This is a genomic window from Thioclava nitratireducens, assembly GCF_001940525.2.
Taxonomy (GTDB): Bacteria; Pseudomonadota; Alphaproteobacteria; order Rhodobacterales; family Rhodobacteraceae; genus Thioclava; species Thioclava nitratireducens.
The window spans coordinates 3,722,480-3,739,682 of record NZ_CP019437.1 but is presented as its reverse complement, the minus strand read 5'-3'; the positions used below and the strand labels follow the sequence as shown (position 1 = coordinate 3,739,682).

At 63.1% G+C, this 17,203-nt stretch carries 14 protein-coding genes; 11 read left to right on the top strand and 3 right to left on the bottom strand.

The genetic code is table 11. The features are described from left to right. Positions 1 to 5: 5 nt before the first annotated feature. The 3 genes from BMG03_RS17945 (at position 6) to BMG03_RS17940 (ending at position 3,519) form a co-directional block, all read left to right on the top strand. Positions 6 to 659, top strand: coding sequence for an ABC transporter ATP-binding protein (locus tag BMG03_RS17945; protein ID WP_075773817.1), 654 nt, complete (start codon positions 6 to 8; stop codon positions 657 to 659). A 185-nt stretch (positions 660 to 844) separates the two neighbouring features. Then, the gene (locus BMG03_RS21075) at positions 845 to 2,236 is read left to right on the top strand and encodes a calcium-binding protein (RefSeq protein WP_244270971.1); all 1,392 of its coding nucleotides are present in this window, start codon (positions 845 to 847) and stop codon (positions 2,234 to 2,236) included. Next, positions 2,152 to 3,519, top strand: coding sequence for a DUF4214 domain-containing protein (locus BMG03_RS17940; RefSeq protein ID WP_244271034.1), 1,368 nt, complete (start codon positions 2,152 to 2,154; stop codon positions 3,517 to 3,519). Before BMG03_RS21075 ends, BMG03_RS17940 begins: the two co-directional genes overlap by 85 nt. On the opposite strand, the gene BMG03_RS17935 is transcribed toward BMG03_RS17940, so the two are convergent. Then, positions 3,516 to 4,913, bottom strand: a complete 1,398-nt coding sequence (locus tag BMG03_RS17935) for a phosphomannomutase (protein WP_075773820.1) — start codon at positions 4,911 to 4,913, stop codon at positions 3,516 to 3,518. The two genes, BMG03_RS17940 and BMG03_RS17935, sit on opposite strands and share 4 nt — an antisense overlap. A 143-nt stretch (positions 4,914 to 5,056) precedes the next feature. Here BMG03_RS17935 and BMG03_RS17930 point away from each other — a divergent pair, with 143 nt between their 5' ends. Continuing rightward, positions 5,057 to 6,124 carry a DUF2793 domain-containing protein gene (locus BMG03_RS17930; protein ID WP_075773821.1) on the top strand — a complete coding sequence of 356 codons (1,068 nt, stop codon included), beginning with the start codon at positions 5,057 to 5,059 and terminating at the stop codon, positions 6,122 to 6,124. Between the two features lie 3 nt (positions 6,125 to 6,127). Here BMG03_RS17930 and BMG03_RS17925 read toward each other — a convergent pair whose 3' ends face one another. Both BMG03_RS17925 and BMG03_RS17920 read right to left on the bottom strand, forming a co-directional pair. Then, entirely contained in the window at positions 6,128 to 8,497 is a 2,370-nt protein-coding gene (locus BMG03_RS17925) for a glycosyltransferase (protein ID WP_157771612.1), read from the bottom strand. A gap of 116 nt (positions 8,498 to 8,613) precedes the next feature. Further along, positions 8,614 to 9,105: a DUF4405 domain-containing protein gene (locus BMG03_RS17920; protein WP_075773823.1), complete on the bottom strand. Its 492-nt coding sequence runs from the start codon at positions 9,103 to 9,105 to the stop codon at positions 8,614 to 8,616. Positions 9,106 to 9,345: 240 nt separating this feature from the next. On the opposite strand from BMG03_RS17920, the gene secE reads away from it, so the two are divergent. The 7 genes from secE to rpoB all read left to right on the top strand — a co-directional run bounded on the left by secE (position 9,346) and on the right by rpoB (position 17,172). Further along, positions 9,346 to 9,531 carry a preprotein translocase subunit SecE gene (secE, locus tag BMG03_RS17915; RefSeq protein ID WP_075773824.1) on the top strand — a complete coding sequence of 62 codons (186 nt, stop codon included), beginning with the start codon at positions 9,346 to 9,348 and terminating at the stop codon, positions 9,529 to 9,531. Positions 9,532 to 9,774: 243 nt separating this feature from the next. Further along, entirely contained in the window at positions 9,775 to 10,314 is a 540-nt protein-coding gene (gene nusG, locus BMG03_RS17910) for a transcription termination/antitermination protein NusG (protein WP_075773825.1), read from the top strand. Positions 10,315 to 10,420: 106 nt separating this feature from the next. Further along, positions 10,421 to 10,873: a 50S ribosomal protein L11 gene (gene rplK / locus BMG03_RS17905; RefSeq protein WP_075773826.1), complete on the top strand. Its 453-nt coding sequence runs from the start codon at positions 10,421 to 10,423 to the stop codon at positions 10,871 to 10,873. Positions 10,874 to 10,876: 3 nt separating this feature from the next. Continuing rightward, entirely contained in the window at positions 10,877 to 11,575 is a 699-nt protein-coding gene (gene rplA, locus BMG03_RS17900; protein ID WP_075773827.1) for a 50S ribosomal protein L1, read from the top strand. Positions 11,576 to 11,833: 258 nt separating this feature from the next. Beyond that, complete coding sequence (rplJ, locus tag BMG03_RS17895) at positions 11,834 to 12,346, top strand: 50S ribosomal protein L10 (RefSeq protein WP_075773828.1); 513 nt, start codon at positions 11,834 to 11,836, stop codon at positions 12,344 to 12,346. Between the two features lie 66 nt (positions 12,347 to 12,412). Beyond that, positions 12,413 to 12,787, top strand: coding sequence for a 50S ribosomal protein L7/L12 (gene rplL / locus BMG03_RS17890; protein WP_075773829.1), 375 nt, complete (start codon positions 12,413 to 12,415; stop codon positions 12,785 to 12,787). A 248-nt stretch (positions 12,788 to 13,035) separates the two neighbouring features. Next, positions 13,036 to 17,172 (top strand): DNA-directed RNA polymerase subunit beta, encoded by a 4,137-nt coding sequence (gene rpoB, locus BMG03_RS17885; protein WP_075773830.1) that lies wholly within the window; start codon positions 13,036 to 13,038, stop codon positions 17,170 to 17,172. Positions 17,173 to 17,203 lie beyond the last annotated feature (31 nt).

Sequence of the window (17,203 nt, the reverse complement as noted above, 5' to 3'; positions counted from 1 at the left end):
CGGCGATGATCCGGCTGCAAAATCTCGGCAAGAGCTTCCGCGTTCCCGGTGGCGAGAAAATCGTGGCGCTCGATATCTGCGCGAGCTTTCCCAGCGGGCGATCCGTCGCACTGCTGGGGCGCAACGGGGCGGGGAAATCAACGCTTCTGCAAATGATAGCGGGGACCGCACGGCCCGATCGGGGCCGGGTGATCACGCGGGGCAGCGTCTCCTTTCCTGTCGGCTTCGCAGGGTCGTTTCACAATGACCTGACAGGCGCGCAGAATTGCCGCTTCATCGCGAGGATCTACGGGGTGGATACGGATGAGATGGTGGCCTTCGTGGAGGAGACTGCAGAGCTCGGGCTGCATTTCCGAATGCCGCTGCGCAGCTATTCTTCCGGGATGCGCGCGCGATTGGCCTTTGCGGCGTCGATGGCGATCAGTTTTGACACCTATCTCGTCGACGAGATCACGGCGGTCGGCGATGCGGCGTTTCGCGAGAAGAGCGCAGCCCTGTTTCGCGACCGGCTGAAAGAAGCCGGAGCGATTGTGGTCAGCCACTCGATGAACCAGTTGCGCGAGATTTGCGATTGCGGCGCGGTGCTCGAGCGTGGACGGCTTGAGTTTTTCGACGATCTCAATGCCGCGATTGCCTGCCACGAACGCAATATGCTTTGAGTTGGGCGATGTTAGCCGTTGAATTCTATTAAAATATTGAGAAAAAACCATTTTCTGGCCGCTTTCCCTCCGCGCTCTGAGCCCAGCTGCGCCTCATGCTTGAGACAGTGAGAACGTTGAAAGCAGGGGTGGCTATGCCTCAATTGACGCCGGTCGCGACCGTAACGAATGGTGCGGAAAATTTCATGACGTCGATCACCGACCTGCTTCTCGTGCAGGGTGAGACGGGGCCAACGCTTTACTCGATTTCCAATGCGCCGGGCGGCATCGCGCAGCTTCCGCTGAGCGCGCAGCTGAATTCGAGCGATCTGGCTTATCTGAGCGAAAGTGCGGGACTGGATGCAGCCGGGACGCTGACCGAGATCTCGATCGACGGCAGTCCTGCCTTGATGGCGACCGGTTCGGCATCGGGCGCGTTTCAAGCGGTCTGGCTAAACCAGAATGACGGTGGAATCAGCGATGTGCTTACGCTGCCGGGGGCGGTTGCGCCGGGTGCGGTGCTTGCGATCGCGCCGCTGCAACTCGACGCGCAGAGCTTTTTCGTCGGCGCCCTGGCGCATGGGAGCGGGCTGCATGTCTGGCAGATGGGTGCCGGAGGCCGGATGACAGAGATCGCGCAGGGCACTGCGGGCGCCGCTTGGTCAGCGAATGATGTCCATACCCTCGGCACGGTCGAGATCGACGGGGCGCAATACGTTCTGGCCGCCTCGGCTACGGATAATTCGCTGACCACGCTCGCGCTCGATACGCAGGGACAGCTGAAGATCGCCAGTCAGATCGATGCGCGCGACGGCCTCTTCATCAACACCCCTAATTCGATCGAGACGGTCCATGTGGGCGGTCAGGCTTATGCGCTTCTGGGAGCGGCGGGCACAAGCTCGATCTCTGTCGTGGCGCTCGGTCCGGGCGGGCGGATGGAGGTCACCGATCAGATCAATGACGACCTCGGCACGCGGTTCGAGGGCGTGACGACGCTCGAAACCGTGACGATGGGCGATCAGGTCTATGTGCTGGCCGGAGGCGCCGATGAAGGGGTCAGCCTGCTTACGCTGCTGCCCGGCGGCAAACTGGTCCAGATCGGGACCTTGGCGGACGAGATCGAAACCGCGCTGACCGATCCGGCTGCGGCGGCGATGATCGCGGATGCGACCGGGCTCGATATTTTCGTGGCGGGCGACGTGTCAGCGAGCGCGAGCGATCAGGGAATGGGGATCAGCCATATCAAGGTGGAGTTGGGCCCTGCCGGTCTGGCGCTGAAGCTTGGCGATGGCGGCGAAACCGTGAAAGGTGGGGCGGGAAACGATCAGATTTCCGGCGGCGCAGGCGATGACGAAATCCACGGTGGGGCAGGGGCGGACATCGTGCAAGACGGCGGCGGTGTGGATACGCTTTGGGGGGGCGAAGGGGGGACGTCTTCGTGCTCGATGCGGATGGGCGCACGGATTTCATCATGGATTACGAGCCCGGCATCGATCGGCTCGACCTCTCGAGCATGGCCTGGTTCTACACCAAGGAGGCTTTGGACATTACCCCGACCGCGACGGGGGCGGATATTCGGATCGGCGACGAACGTGTGATCGTGAATACCGCGAATGGCTCAAGCCTGAGCGCCGCGGATTTCGAAACCTCGGAGCTGCGCGATCTGTGGCATTCCGCGATCAACCCGCTCGAGGTCGGCGATATCCACAAAGAAGGTACAGCGCAGGGCGATATCATAGATGGGCGCGGCGGGGACGATCTGCTGGTCGGCAATGACGGGGCGGATATCCTGCAAGGCATGGGCGGGGATGACCTGCTAAATGGCGGACGGATCGATCGCAGCTACGATCCGTTCGCGGCACAGGTGTTCCGGGTCTATCAGGCGACGCTTGACCGGGCGCCCGATGCGAACGGTCTGCACTATTGGACGGACCTTCTGTCGAGTGGCGCGATCGATCTGCAGGAAGTCGCGGACCGATTCATCAACTCGCCGGAATTCCAGTCGAACTACGCGCAGACGAGCGACGCGGAGTTTCTGACGCTGCTTTACCAGAACGTGCTGGATCGAAACCCCGATAGCGGGGGGCTGAGCTATTGGCTCGACCAGCTCGATCGGGGGGAACGAAGCCGGGAGGAGGTTGTCTTGGGATTTTCGGAAAGCCCGGAATTTAGGAAGGCGACGGAAATCGATACGCTTCTCCTGAGCCAGGCCAGCACTCAGACGGATTTCACCGACGACGTGTTTCGCCTGTATCAGGCGACGCTCGGGCGCGAGCCGAATCTCGGCGGGATGATATATTGGAGCGAGATGCAGGCCGACGGAATGGAGTTTCTCGACGTGATCTCGGGCTTCGTCAAGTCGCCGGAATTCACCGCAACTTACGGCAGTCTCGACGATGCCGGTTTCGTCTCGCTGCTCTATCAGAATGTCTTTGGGCGGGCGCCGGATAGCGAAGGGCTGACATGGTGGGTCGATCAACTCGACAGCGGGGGCTACACTCGCGAGAAGGTCGTCGCCGCCTTCGCGCAAAGCCCCGAGATGATAACCCAGACGGCGCAGTCGCAGATCGATTGGTTCCGTTCCTTCGGCTTCGAGGATCAACTCGATGGCGGCGACGGGTACAACCTGCTCCAGGGTGGCGTGATGGCGGATCAGTTCGTGTTCCGCGCTGATGAAGACGGGCATCACGTCATCATCGATATCGAACCCTGGGATGAGCTGAGCTTCGAGGGGTTCAACTACAGCTCTGCCGCAGAGGCCCGCCACCATATGATCGAGACCGGCTCCGGCGTGACGTTCTCGGATCAGGGCGTCACGGTCGAATTCATCGACACCGATCTCGGCCTGTTCTCCGACGGGATGTTCGACCTCTCGGGCTAGGTGAGTTCCGTTCGTAGTGCGGCGAGGTAGCTTGCGACAAGGCTCTCTGCGCGCTCGGGCGTCGCGGCTTCGGCGTAGCAGCGGCATTCAGGAGCGTTGCCAGAGGGCCGCAGATGGACGATCTCGCCCGAGGGGAAGGTTAGGCGCAGACCATCGGTCTGGTCGATTCGCTCGGCCGGGTCGAAATCGCTGAAGAATTCCGTCCGTGCGACGGGATCGGCTGCGAGGCGATCAATGAAGGCGCGCGAGCGGTCGGTCGAGACTTCGGCGACCCGGTCGGCTGCGGTGAAGCGGGCGGGCAGCTGGGCGACAAGTCCGCTGAAGGCGGTGCCGGCCTTTTTCGCTGCGACCAGCGGAGCGACGATCGGTAGCAGACAATCGCGCGTTGCGAGCGGCGCGATCTGCCCGACAGGGCCCGTTGCGGTGAAGCCCAGAAGGAAGCCGCCATTGGGCTCATAGCCTACGACCTTCGCGGCTGGATCGGCAGCGAGCGCGGCCCCCATCGCGGCGATCACGAAGGGCGATCCGATCTTAGTGCGATGAATGCTGTCGAATTCTGGCATCGCGTCGACCATCGTATTGGCGGAGACCGGGGTGCAGAGGATTTTCGCCCCGAGAAGCCGCGCGGTCAGCGCCCCCAGCACGTCGCCGGGGATCAGCGTGCCGGTCTCGTCGGTCAACATCGGGCGGTCGGCATCGCCATCGGTCGAGATCACCGCATCCAGCCGTTGCTCGGTGCACCAGCCTTGCAACGTTTCGCGAGTCTCGGGGGCGATCGCCTCGGTGTCGACGGGGATGAACTCGTCCGATCGGGCGAGCGGAACAGCGGTCGCGCCCATCGCCTCGATCGCGGTGACCAGGATGTCGCGAGCGACGGAGCTTTGTTGATAGACGCCGATGCGCAGGCCCTCGAGAGCCTCCGAGCCGAAGGCGTCGACATAGCGGGCGATGTAGTGCGCCGCGGTATCTGCCCCGGGGATTTCGGAGCCGCACTTCTCGGTCACGGGATGGTCTTGACCGAGCCGGTCGAGGATGGCGGCCTCGTCCTCTTTCGCGATCTCGCCATGCGGGACGTAGAATTTCAGCCCGTTGCGATCGGCGGGGATGTGGCTGCCGGTGACCATGATCGCGGCGTTGCCCGCTCCCATCGATGCGAGCGCGAGCGCGGGGGTAGGGAGCGCGCCCTCGCGGATCGCGGTGAGTCCGGCGTCGCGGATTGCGGCGATGACGGTCTCGGCGATCGCTGGGGAGGAAGGGCGCAAGTCCCAGCCCACATGGACGGCTCTGCCCTGCGGGCAGGCAGACAGGAACGCGCGGGTGTAATCGGTGACCAGCGCGTCGGTCAGTTCGGTGACAAGGCCGCGCAGCCCGCTGGTGCCAAATTTCGGTGCCATATGTCCTCGATTGTCGCGCCGTTGCAATCGCGTCGACCCTAGGGGGAGGGGTAGGGACAGGCAAGCACCGTGCGCCGCTCTCAGATACAGTTAACGCCAGGTTCCTATCGTCGGTCCCATCGCAACCATCGCAGGAAATCCCGATGCCCGATCAGACCGCCAATCTCGCGCTGCCGCTCATCCTTGGCAGCCAGGCCCAGAAACACGTCACCCATAACGAGGCGCTGCAACGGCTCGATACGCTTGTGCAGCTTGCGGTGATTTCGCGCAGTGTAAGCGAACCTCCGACCGGTCCATCCGAGGGGGCGAGGTATCTCGTGCCAGCCGGTGCGCTGGGCGCATGGGCGGGGCACGACGGCGCGCTTGCGATCTTCTCGACCGGGGCTTGGCAATTTCTGAGCCCGCGTGAGGGCTGGCGCGCTTTCGTGCTGGATGAGGCGGTGGAACTGGTCTTCGCAGCAGGCGCCTGGGACGTGCCGCCGTTGCCGGAGTTGAGCCAACTCGACGGTGTCGGGATCATGACCGGCTATGATGCGGTGAACCGGTTTTCGGTTGCTGCCGAGGCTACGCTGCTGAGCCATGCCGGGGCGGGTCATCAGCTCAAGCTGAACAAGGCAGCGGCGGCGGAGACGGCGAGCCTGCTGTTCCAGTCGAACTGGTCTGGCCGGGCCGAAATGGGACTGGCGGGCAGCGACGACTTCGCGATCAAGGCGAGTGCGGATGGCGCGACATGGTTCGAGGGTCTGCGCATCGACGCGGCCACCGGGCGGGCGACGATGTCGCAAGGCGCGGTGATCGACGGAGCGCTGACAGGCAGCGGCGTCGTCGGCACGGTCGCGCAGGTCGGCGGCGTATCGACGGGTGCCGTGATCGAGCAGGGCAGCACCGCCTCGGGCGATTACATCCGCTTTGCCGATGGCACGCAGATTTGTTCGGCGCAGCTGAGCCTTAGTTACGTCGCGGAGTGGGCGCTCAAGGAGGACTGGGCTTATCCGGCGCAATTCGCGCAGGCGCCCTGTCTGAGTGTCGCGCTCGATGCGGACAGCCTCGCGGCAGGCAGTGCCATTAGTGCGGGTGCGCTCTCCTTCGCGGGAGTCGAGGCCGTCACGAGTTCGGGCGCGCGCGCCGTGGTCTATGCCGCGAATGGCGCGAGTTTCCTCAGCGGTGAGAGTTGCGATCTGAGCGTCACCGCGATCGGGCGCTGGGTGTGACGCTTAATCGGCGGGGCGGGCGAGCGGTTTGTGCGTCCCGTCGAGCCGGATGAAAATCTCGGACAGGCGGACACTGTAGCGCGCGGCGATCGCATCGGCGGAGAAATGGCGGCGCACGAAGGCTTCGGCCTGCGCCGCCTTTTTCTTGCGCGCATCCGGGTGGCTGCGCGCCGCTTGTAACTGGGCGACCGCGGCGGCGTGATCGGGCTCGCCCCAGCGCATCCCCGGTTCGACATAGAGATAGTCCTGCGGCGCGACTTCAACTTCGGTCGCAGGCACAAGCCACGCGGTCTCTTCGTTGCAGAATTCCAGATTGCCGGAATAACCCGTGCATAGGACCGGCACGCCAAGCACCATCGCCTCGAGCATACCGAACCCCCAGCCCTCGGAGCGATGCAGCGACACGTAGAGGTCCGCACCGGTCATCAGCTCCAGCACTTCCGCGTGATCGAGCGTCTCGTCGAGCAAAGAGATGCGCGGTTCCGCCGCCAGGAGTCGCTCGATTTCGGACCAAAGCATGGCTTGCGCCGGATCGCAGATACGGCCGCGATTCTGCGTCTTGATCAGTAGGCGCACCTCCGCATCCTCGGCAAAGGCCGCGCGGAAGGCGTGGATCGTGCCGAGCGGGTTCTTCCGTTGTATGAACGAGAAACTGTCGAAACTGGCGAGGCAGACGAAGCATTGCTCGGGCCAATCGTTGCGTCGGCGCAGGGCGCTGCGCGCGTGGCCCCGGTCGATGGCGGGCGGTTCAGGATAGCACATCCCGACATTCACCACCGGCTTATCGGTCGCCTTGCGGTAAATCTCGGCGCAATATTCCGAGGGCACCCAGACCTCGTCGATCAGATCGAGGGCGAGGCGATGGCAGGCAGGGGCGCGGTTCAATTCCCAATGCATATAGGCGATATTGTAGGCGTCGGAGTAACAGTCGGCGTCGAAGGAGAAGGCCGGGGGGATCGCGTCTGCATTCAGGTGCAGGAGGTTGATCCGCGCGGGGCGGGATACGGCGGTCTTGGCTCCGCCTTGCGCTGGCGTCGGATTGTCGCGCGCGCTTTCCACCGCGTTGAGCGTGACGTCGCAGCGGGACAAAATGTCATGCGAGAGCCGCGTCGATTGGCCCAGTCCGGAGGCTTTCGCGAAGGGGCCAAGGACTTGAACATCGACCGGGACGCCCTTCGGGGCAGGGCGGGTGGCAGCCGCGAGACGATGGCCGCCGGGTGCGCGCAGGAACGCCATGCTGTCGAGGTCGAACCCATTCTCGCGCAGCGCCGCTGCATAGTGCGCGCGGGTGATCGGCGGGCCGGGATGCAGCCGCGCGCAGACATCCGAGAGGCGACCGCCTTCGAGAAGCATCGTGGTTTCACTTCGACGCAGGAACAGCAGGATCTCGGGCCGCTCGACCGCGAGGATCATCGCGAGCACATGCAGCATCCGGCGGTGGCGCTCGATTTTCGGCGAAAACTGCGCGAGCGGCGGGATGGCCTCGCGCAGGGCCAGAAGGCCGCGGGTCATCGGCCAGGGGCCGGGGGTTTCCGACTGGGACAAAGACTCGATCAGGCTGTCGGGGAGGAGGCAATCGGCGATGCCGAGCGACGGGGCCCCGCGAAGTGCCCATGCGGTCGTGGTGTCGCGATCGTCCCCGGTCTTCCCGAGGATATGCATCGCTCGGCTCGGGCCGCCGGGGTGGATCTCCGTATTGAGCCAGTCGATCGCGGCGCGACTCAGCGGGATTTGCTGTGCCGGGTGCTGCGCGGCGTGGCTCTCAAGATACCAGCGGAGAATGTTCGATACCGCCCTGTCGCTGCCATCAAGAGGAAGCTGCTTCGCCATCCCCGCATGATGGCGCGCGTAGTCGATGTAGGAAAAGAGCGGTGCGGGCAGCGCCTCTTCCCTCGCGCGCGAGGTGAAAAGGGGGTGCTGCGCGCTCAGATGGGGAGTGCGGGGCCGCTCTGTCCCGGCGGAGCGTAGCGTGACGATCGGGCCAAGCATATGGCGCCGCAGAGCGTCTCTCTCTTTCGGACACGGTGCCGCATCGGGGTCGAAGCGCAGCGAGGCAATCGGGCCGCCGCCGGGAAGGTGCAGGCTGAGCGCACCGCCTGCGGCGTCCTTCAGGGCCGGCGAGAGAGGGAGCGCGAAGCCGTGGTTGCCCGCGCCGATGCCTGCCTGCACAAGATCGGCGCGAAACATTGCCGCGCGCCCCGACCCGAGCCGCCCAGCGTTACAGTGGATCTCGATATCGAGCGGGGCGCTGTCGCCTGTCTTCGCGAGCCAACCGATTACCCTTCCGTTCTCGAGCCGCTCGAGCGCGCCGCGATAGCCGCGCAGGCGGTGGAGGAACGAGACGGCGGACGGGGGCGGGGCGAAAGTCGACATGCCAAAATTGTCTTCGAGAAAAGTCAATTTTTGATGGATAAGCCCCTGTCCATCGCCGGCGATAATCGCAACACTCCGCGCCACCCGGAAATTGGCGGGTGACGCGGCCGGCGTCATTACGGCTGCACCATCAATTGTTCGGCCAGCGCCGCGGCGGAGCTGTCCTGCGCCGCGGCGATTTCAGTCAGGCTTTGCGTCACGGTGGCGCCCAGTTTGGCGGCGGCATCCGTTCCCGAGATTCCCAGCACCGGGGCGGCCTCGGACAGCGGTGCGTCGAACAGCGCTTGGGCGATCGCGAATTGCGGCGGACCCCGGCGCGCGCCGTTCTCCGGCCCGATGACGGAGGGAAGCGCGAAGGCGAGTGCCGCGACGAGGGAGAGGGCAAGCGCCAGCGCCATCGGCGCGCGCTTCAGGTAGCAGCTCATCGGTCGCCAGTTCTTCCAGATGTGCAGTCCGAAAGGCACGATCAAAACCATCGAGAGCCATTCATGCATCCCGTGAAACCACGCGCTGCCCCAATGGAAGAAAAGGGCGATTCCCGAAACCAGCGATACGAGAAAAAGACCGGTGATGAGCGGCGTGGCGTAGCGGTTGAGGATTGCGGGCATTGAAGGCTCCTGTGAAACTGCGACTGCGTGCGTTTGCGGACATCAACTTCCACGCGGGACGAGCAAATTTCCGTCCTCAAAGCCGCCTTGCGGCCCGCGCATGACGCTTGCGCGGGGGCAGGAAGGCGCAACAGCCTTGAAATCCGCGAGGGGAGCAAGTATCTGGCGGCAGTTGCGCCGAAAGCGGCGCGGTTTTTTCGGCTCAAGGGCGCCGCATTGGGCGCGTAAGGAACGACGACGATGGCAAACCCACTCCAGTTTCTCCAGCAGGTGCGCTCGGAAGCGGGCAAGGTGGCTTGGCCGAGCCGCCGCGAAGTTCTGCTGACGACCGGCATGGTGCTGGCGATGGCGGCACTGACGGCAATCTTCTTCTCGCTGGTGGACTGGGTGATCCGTCTCGGCGTGACGCAGGTGATCGGGAGCTGATAGGCCCCCGGGCGCTCGCCGCCAGACCTAATTCGCAGTTGCGGCGAGGAAGTGATCGCGCTCCAGCCTTACGCTCTTGAAATCACAGGGCTCCGGCGGTAAAGGGGCGGGACTTTCCCAGAGGCGGCGTGCATCGATTCGCGTGGTGCGCGCTGTTTTTTATTCTGGGAGACGCGGGTAATACCGTGAAATAACAGGAATTTTCGGCGCTCCGGCGTCGGCGGCAAGAGGCAAAGAATCGGCATGGCGAAGCGTTGGTATTCGGTAAGCGTTCTCTCGAACTTCGAGAAGAAAGTGGCCGAGCAAATCCGTCAGGCCGTGATCGATCAAGGTCTGGAAGACCAGATCGAAGAGGTTCTGGTGCCGACCGAAGAAGTGATCGAGGTGCGTCGCGGCAAGAAAGTGACCTCCGAACGTCGCTTCATGCCGGGCTACGTGCTGGTGCGGATGGAGATGACCGACAAGGGTTATCACCTGATCAACTCGACGAACCGGGTCACCGGATTCCTCGGGCCGCAGGGCCGGCCGATGCCGATGGGCGATGCGGAAGTGAACCGCATCCTCAGCCGTGTCGACGAATCGGGTGAGCAGGCGGCACCGCGCAGTCTCATCACCTTCGAGGTCGGCGAGAACGTGAATGTGACCGACGGGCCCTTCGAGGGCTTCTCGGGCATGGTCGAGGAAGTGGACGAGGCGGCGAGCCGCCTGAAAGTTACCGTCTCGATCTTCGGCCGGCCGACGCCGGTCGAACTGGAATACACGCAGGTGCAGAAAACCGCCTGAGTGGGAGCCGTGGGAGGCGAGGGGCCCTGCGCGACAGGGAGGTCCGGACCGAACCACTAAACTTCGCGACCCCCTAGGGGCGTGACAGTGATAAGGAGAGGGCCACATGGCCAAGAAAGTTGTTGGGCAGCTCAAGCTGCAAATTCCGGCAGGCGGCGCGAACCCGTCCCCGCCGGTCGGTCCGGCGCTGGGTCAGCGCGGGATCAACATCATGGAATTCTGCAAGGCGTTCAACGCCAAGACGCAGGAAATGGACAAGCAGGCGAAGATCCCGACGATCATCACCTACTACGCCGACAAGTCGTTCACCTTCGAGATCAAGCAGCCCACGGCTAGCTTCATGATCAAGCAGGCGGCCGGTCTCAAGCCGGTCGGCAAGCGTAACCGTCCGAAGGGTTCGGAAGCTCCGGGCCGCGTCACCGCCGCGACCATCACCGCCGCACAGGTGCGTGAGATCGCCGAAGCGAAGATGAAGGACCTGAACGCCAACGACATCGAAGGCGCGATGAACATCATCCTCGGCTCCGCGAAGTCGATCGGCATCGAGGTGAAAGGCTAAGTCATGGCAAAGCTCGGTAAACGCACCAAAGCCGCCCGCGAAGCCTTCGCCGGCAAGTCGAACGTCTCCGTCGAGGAAGCCGTTTCGCTGATCAAGTCGAACGCGAACGCGAAATTCGACGAGACCCTCGAGATCGCGATGAACCTCGGTGTTGACCCCCGTCACGCCGACCAGATGGTTCGTGGCGTCGTCGCTCTGCCGAACGGCACCGGCAAGACCGTCCGCGTGGCTGTCTTCGCTCGTGGCGCGAAAGCGGATGAGGCCAAGGAAGCCGGGGCCGATATCGTCGGCGCCGAGGACCTGATGGAAACCATTCAGGGCGGCACGATCGAATTCGATCGCTGCATCGCGACCCCGGACATGATGCCGATCGTCGGCCGTCTGGGTAAGGTCCTGGGCCCGCGCAACCTGATGCCGAACCCGAAGGTCGGCACCGTGACGATGGACGTGAAAGCGGCTGTCGAAGCGGCGAAAGGTGGCCAGGTTCAGTTCAAGGTCGAAAAGGCCGGCGTCATTCATGGCGGCATCGGCAAGGTCTCCTTCTCGGAGGAGCAACTGGCCGAAAACATCCGCGCCTTCGTGGATGCCGTGACCAAAGCCAAGCCCGCCGGCGCCAAGGGCACCTACATGAAGAAGGTGTCCCTGAGCTCGACGATGGGCCCGGGCGTCGCAGTCGACATCACGTCGGCGACCGGCAACTAAGAGAATTCCACCGGGGGAAACCTCGGTGGGTGGTGGGGCGGCGGCCTGAAGTCTCCGCCCTGACCTGTCCGAGACGGAGGGTGCCAGATCCCGCAAGGTGACGGCTTAATTTCCTTCCTGAGATGGGGATCGAGACCAATTCCGGGTTTGGGCCTTCGGGCCGATCTCGGGCGATCTGGCCTCGGGCCCTTCGGACCCGACCCCGGGAAACCGGGACAATGAGAGCCGGGGGGAAACCCCCATACTTGGAGTGTAACTGTGGATAGAGCCCAAAAAGAGAAAGTGGTCGAGGAACTCGGCCAGATCTTCGCAAGCTCTGGCGTCGTAGTGGTTGCTCACTACGAAGGCATGACGGTTGCTAACATGCAGGACCTCCGCGCACGCATGCGTGAAGCGGGTGGTTCGGTTCGTGTTGCCAAGAACAAGCTCGCCAAGATCGCCCTTGAAGGTCAGCCCTGCGAAAGCATCGCTGAATACCTGACGGGCATGACCGTGCTTTCCTATTCCGAGGACCCTGTCGCTGCGGCGAAAGTGGTCGTCAACTATGCCAAAGAGAACGAGAAGCTCTCGATCCTCGGCGGCGCAATGGGAGACTCGGCACTCGACATCGCTGGTGTCAAAGCTGTCGCTGACATGCCGTCGCGTGAAGAGCTCATCGCTCAGATCGTCTCGCAGATCGGCGCACCCGCTTCGAACATCGCCGGTGCCGTTGGCGCGCCTGCTTCGAACATCGCGAGCATCCTTTCCACCATCGAGGAAAAGGCTGCGTAAGCAATCGACTTGTCCCGTAGCGGCTTGAAACCGCGACGTTGGAAACCCAAATCTAGGAACTGAAAAATGGCTGATCTGAAAAAACTCGCCGAAGAAATCGTGGGTCTGACCCTCCTGGAAGCCCAGGAACTGAAAACCATCCTGAAAGACGAATACGGCATCGAGCCGGCTGCTGGTGGCGCCGTCATGATGGCTGGTCCGGCTGCTGGTGGCGAAGAAGCTGCTGAAGAGAAAGACGAATTTGACGTCGTTCTCGTCGAAGCTGGCGCTCAGAAGATCAACGTGATCAAAGAAGTCCGTGGCATCACCGGCCTGGGCCTGAAAGAAGCCAAAGAGCTCGTTGAAGCTGGCGGCAAGGTCAAGGAAGGCGCTGCGAAAGCGGAAGCCGAAGAGATCAAGAAAAAGCTCGAAGACGCTGGCGCGAAAGTCGAGCTCAAGTAAGCGAGCCGGATGCGTCCGCATCCGATCTGAAAAATGGGCTGGGTCCGGGGTTTTCCCGGGCCCAGCCGAACCTGTCTCGGAGAGGGCTTTAGCGCCCTGAAGCCCTCTCCAAGGCGGTGTTCGCGGTTCGGGAGCCTTCCGGTGGGACGGAAGGCAGGTATGGAACCGCCCCCCCTTCATTCGCCTTGCGGCGTGCAATGGGCCCCGACATTGCATGTGCCGCGAAGAGACGAAAGGTCACGCAGAGCATGGCTCAAGCTTACGTTGGTCAGAAACGCATCCGTCGCTATTACGGCAAAATCCACGAAGTCCTCGAAATGCCGAACCTCATCGAGGTTCAGAAATCCTCCTACGATCTGTTCCTGCGCTCCGGCGAAGTGGATCAGCCCACCGATGGCGAGGGTATCCAGGGCGTTTTCCAGTCGGTCTTCCCGATCAAGGATTTCAACGACAACGCCATCCTGGAGTTCGTGAAATACGAGCTCGAAAAACCGAAATACGATGTCGACGAGTGCCAGGCTCGCGACATGACCTATTCGGCGCCGCTCAAGGTGACCCTGCGCCTCATCGTGTTCGATGTGGACGAGGAAACCGGCGCGCGCTCGGTCAAGGACATCAAGGAGCAAGACGTGTTCATGGGGGATATGCCCCTCATGACCAAGAACGGTACGTTCATCGTGAACGGCACCGAGCGGGTCATCGTGAGCCAGATGCACCGCTCGCCGGGCGTTTTCTTCGACCATGACCGCGGCAAGACCCACTCCTCGGGCAAGCTGCTGTTCGCCTGCCGCATCATTCCCTATCGCGGCTCGTGGCTGGACTTCGAATTCGACGCCAAGGACCTCGTGTTCGCGCGTATCGACCGCCGCCGGAAACTGCCGGTGACGACGCTGCTTTATGCGCTGGGGCTCGACCAGGAAGGCATCATGGATGCCTATTACGAGACCGTCACCTACACCGCGAAGGGCAAGTCGGGCTGGGTCACCAAGTTCTTCCCCGACCGCGTGCGCGGCACCCGTCCGACCTTCGATCTCGTCGACGCGGCGTCGGGCGAAGTGATCCTGAAGGCGGGCGACAAGGCGACCCCGCGCATGGTCAAGAAATGGCGTGACGACAACTCGGTTCCCGAGCTGCTCGTGCCGTTCGATCACATCATGGGCCGCTTCTGCGCCAAGGACATCATCAACGAGGAAACCGGCTTCATCTACATCGAAGCCGGCGACGAGCTGACGGCGGAATACGACAAGAACGGGGAACTCTCGGGCGGTTCGATCAAGACCCTGATCGACAACGGCATCACCGAGATCCCGGTGCTCGACATCGATAACGTCAATGTCGGTCCCTACATCCGCAACACCATGGCGTCGGACAAGAACATGAACCGCGAAACCGCGCTCATGGATATCTACCGCGTCATGCGTCCGGGCGAACCGCCGACCGTCGAGGCCGCGGAAACCCTGTTCAACAGCCTGTTCTTCGACTCCGAGCGCTACGACCTTTCGGCCGTGGGCCGCGTCAAGATGAACATGCGTCTCGACCTCGATGCGCCGGACACCCAGCGCACGCTGCGCCGCGAAGACATCATCGCCTGCATCAAGGGCCTGGTGGAGCTGCGCGACGGCAAGGGCGAGATCGACGACATCGACCACCTCGGCAACCGCCGTGTGCGTTCGGTCGGCGAACTGATGGAAAACCAGTATCGCGTCGGCCTGCTGCGCATGGAGCGCGCCATCAAGGAGCGTATGTCCTCGGTCGAGATCGACACGGTCATGCCGCAGGATCTGATCAACGCGAAACCGGCCGCGGCCGCGGTGCGTGAATTCTTCGGTTCCTCGCAGCTGTCGCAGTTCATGGACCAAACCAACCCGCTGTCGGAAGTCACGCACAAGCGTCGTCTGTCGGCGCTCGGTCCGGGCGGTCTGACCCGTGAGCGTGCCGGCTTCGAAGTGCGCGACGTTCACCCGACCCACTACGGTCGGATGTGTCCGATCGAGACGCCGGAAGGTCAGAACATCGGCCTGATCAACTCGCTGGCCACCTTCGCCCGCGTGAACAAGTATGGCTTCATCGAAACCCCGTACCGCAAGGTCACCGACGGTCAGGTCACCGACGAGGTGGTCTACATGTCCGCGACCGAGGAAATGCGTCACACCGTGGCGCAGGCGAACGCGACTCTCGATGAGAACGGCAAGTTCATCAACGATCTCGTCTCGACCCGCCAGTCGGGCGAATACGCGCTCAACCCGCCGGAAATGGTGGACCTGATCGACGTGTCGCCGAAGCAGCTGGTCTCGGTCGGTGCAGCGCTCATCCCGTTCCTCGAAAACGACGACGCCAACCGCGCTCTGATGGGGGCGAACATGCAACGTCAGGCCGTGCCGCTTCTGCGCTCGGAAGCTCCCTATGTCGGCACCGGCATGGAAGCGACCGTCGCACGCGACTCCGGCGCTGCGATCATGGCGAACCGCGGCGGCATCATCGACCAGGTCGATGCGCAGCGTATCGTTATCCGCGTGACCGACGATCTCGAAGCGGGCGATGTGGGCGTGGACATCTATCGTCTGCGCAAGTTCAAGCGTTCGAACCAGTCCTCGACCATCAACCAGCGTCCGATCGTGAAAGTGGGCGACCGGGTGGTGAAGGGGCAGATCGTCGCTGACGGTCCGTCGACCGACATGGGCGAACTGGCTATCGGTCGCAACGTGGTCGTCGCCTTCATGCCGTGGAACGGCTATAACTACGAAGACTCGATCCTGATCTCCGAGCGGATCCACCGCGACGACGTGTTCACCTCGATCCATATCGACGAATACGAAGTGGCGGCGCGCGATACCAAGCTCGGCCCGGAAGAGATCACCCGCGACATCCCGAACGTCGGCGAGGAAGCCCTGCGCAACCTCGACGAGGCCGGTATCGTCTATATCGGCGCCGAAGTGGGGCCGGGTGACATTCTCGTCGGTAAGATCACGCCGAAGGGCGAAAGCCCGATGACGCCGGAAGAGAAACTCCTCCGCGCCATCTTCGGCGAGAAGGCATCGGACGTGCGCGACACCTCGCTGCGTCTGCCGCCGGGGGCTTACGGCACGATCGTGGAAGTCCGCGTCTTCAACCGTCACGGCGTCGACAAGGACGAGCGTGCGCTGCAGATCGAGCGTGAGGAAGTCGAGCGTCTGGCCCGTGACCGGGACGACGAGCTCGCCATTCTCGAGCGCAACATCTACGCGCGTCTCAAGACCCTGATCACCGGCAAGACCGCCGTGAAGGGGCCGAAAGGCGTCAAGGCTGGTTCGACCATCGACGAAGAACTGCTGGGCACCCTGTCGAAGGGCCAGTGGTGGCAGCTCGCGCTCGAAGACGAGGGCGACGCCAAGGAAGTCGAAGCTCTCAACGACCAGTTCGAGGCGCAGAAGCGCGCGCTCGACCTGCGCTTCGAGGACAAGGTCGAGAAGGTCCGTCAGGGCGACGATCTGCCTCCGGGCGTGATGAAGATGGTCAAGGTCTTCGTGGCTGTGAAGCGCAAGCTTCAGGCTGGCGACAAGATGGCTGGCCGTCACGGCAACAAGGGCGTTGTGTCGAAAGTCGTTCCGATGGAAGACATGCCGTTCCTCGCCGATGGCACCCCTGTCGATCTCGTGCTGAACCCGCTGGGCGTGCCGTCGCGCATGAACGTCGGTCAGATTCTCGAGACGCACATGGGCTGGGCTTCGCGCGGTCTGGGCAACCAGATCGACGAGGCGCTGAAAGCCTATCGTCGTAACGGCGACCTGACCCCGGTTCGCGAAGCGATGAAGATCGGCTATGGCGACGAGACCTACGGTGAGATCATCGAAGGTATGGATGACGAAGCGTTCATCGAGAGCGCCGAAGCCGTCCGCACCGGCGTTCCGATCGCGACCCCGGTCTTCGACGGCGCCAAGGAGGCCGACATCAACGACGCGCTCAAGCGTGCGGGCTTCAACGAATCCGGTCAGTCGATCGTGTTCGATGGCCGCACCGGCGAGCAGTTCGCGCGGCAGGTCACGGTGGGTGTGAAGTACTTCCTGAAGCTTCACCACCTCGTCGATGACAAGATGCACGCCCGTTCGACCGGTCCGTACTCGCTCGTCACGCAGCAGCCGCTGGGTGGTAAGGCGCAGTTCGGCGGTCAGCGTCTCGGGGAGATGGAGGTCTGGGCTCTGGAAGCTTACGGCGCCGCCTACACCCTGCAGGAGATGCTGACGGTGAAGTCGGATGACGTGGCAGGCCGGACGAAGGTCTACGAGTCGATCGTCAAAGGTGAGGACAACTTCGAAGCCGGCGTGCCGGAGTCGTTCAACGTTCTCGTCAAAGAGGTCCGGGGCCTCGGCCTCAACATGGAACTCCTGGACGCGGAGGATGAGGAGTGAGGGCTTCGGCCCTCCTCTAAGCCCTTCCGCC

Bases quoted from the DNA above. Each gene is read 5' to 3' on its own strand.
- rpoB (WP_075773830.1), top strand. From the start codon at position 13,036: ATGGCTCAAGCTTACGTTGGTCAGAAACGCATCCGTCGCTATTACGGC.
- BMG03_RS17930 (WP_075773821.1), top strand. From the start codon at position 5,057: ATGCCCGATCAGACCGCCAATCTCGCGCTGCCGCTCATCCTTGGCAGC.
- rplA (WP_075773827.1), top strand. From the start codon at position 10,877: ATGGCAAAGCTCGGTAAACGCACCAAAGCCGCCCGCGAAGCCTTCGCC.
- rplK (WP_075773826.1), top strand. From the start codon at position 10,421: ATGGCCAAGAAAGTTGTTGGGCAGCTCAAGCTGCAAATTCCGGCAGGC.
- nusG (WP_075773825.1), top strand. From the start codon at position 9,775: ATGGCGAAGCGTTGGTATTCGGTAAGCGTTCTCTCGAACTTCGAGAAG.
- BMG03_RS21075 (WP_244270971.1), top strand. From the start codon at position 845: ATGACGTCGATCACCGACCTGCTTCTCGTGCAGGGTGAGACGGGGCCA.
- BMG03_RS17940 (WP_244271034.1), top strand. From the start codon at position 2,152: ATGGCCTGGTTCTACACCAAGGAGGCTTTGGACATTACCCCGACCGCG.
- secE (WP_075773824.1), top strand. From the start codon at position 9,346: ATGGCAAACCCACTCCAGTTTCTCCAGCAGGTGCGCTCGGAAGCGGGC.
- rplL (WP_075773829.1), top strand. From the start codon at position 12,413: ATGGCTGATCTGAAAAAACTCGCCGAAGAAATCGTGGGTCTGACCCTC.
- BMG03_RS17920 (WP_075773823.1), bottom strand. From the start codon at position 9,105: ATGCCCGCAATCCTCAACCGCTACGCCACGCCGCTCATCACCGGTCTT.
- BMG03_RS17925 (WP_157771612.1), bottom strand. From the start codon at position 8,497: ATGTCGACTTTCGCCCCGCCCCCGTCCGCCGTCTCGTTCCTCCACCGC.
- BMG03_RS17945 (WP_075773817.1), top strand. From the start codon at position 6: ATGATCCGGCTGCAAAATCTCGGCAAGAGCTTCCGCGTTCCCGGTGGC.
- BMG03_RS17935 (WP_075773820.1), bottom strand. From the start codon at position 4,913: ATGGCACCGAAATTTGGCACCAGCGGGCTGCGCGGCCTTGTCACCGAA.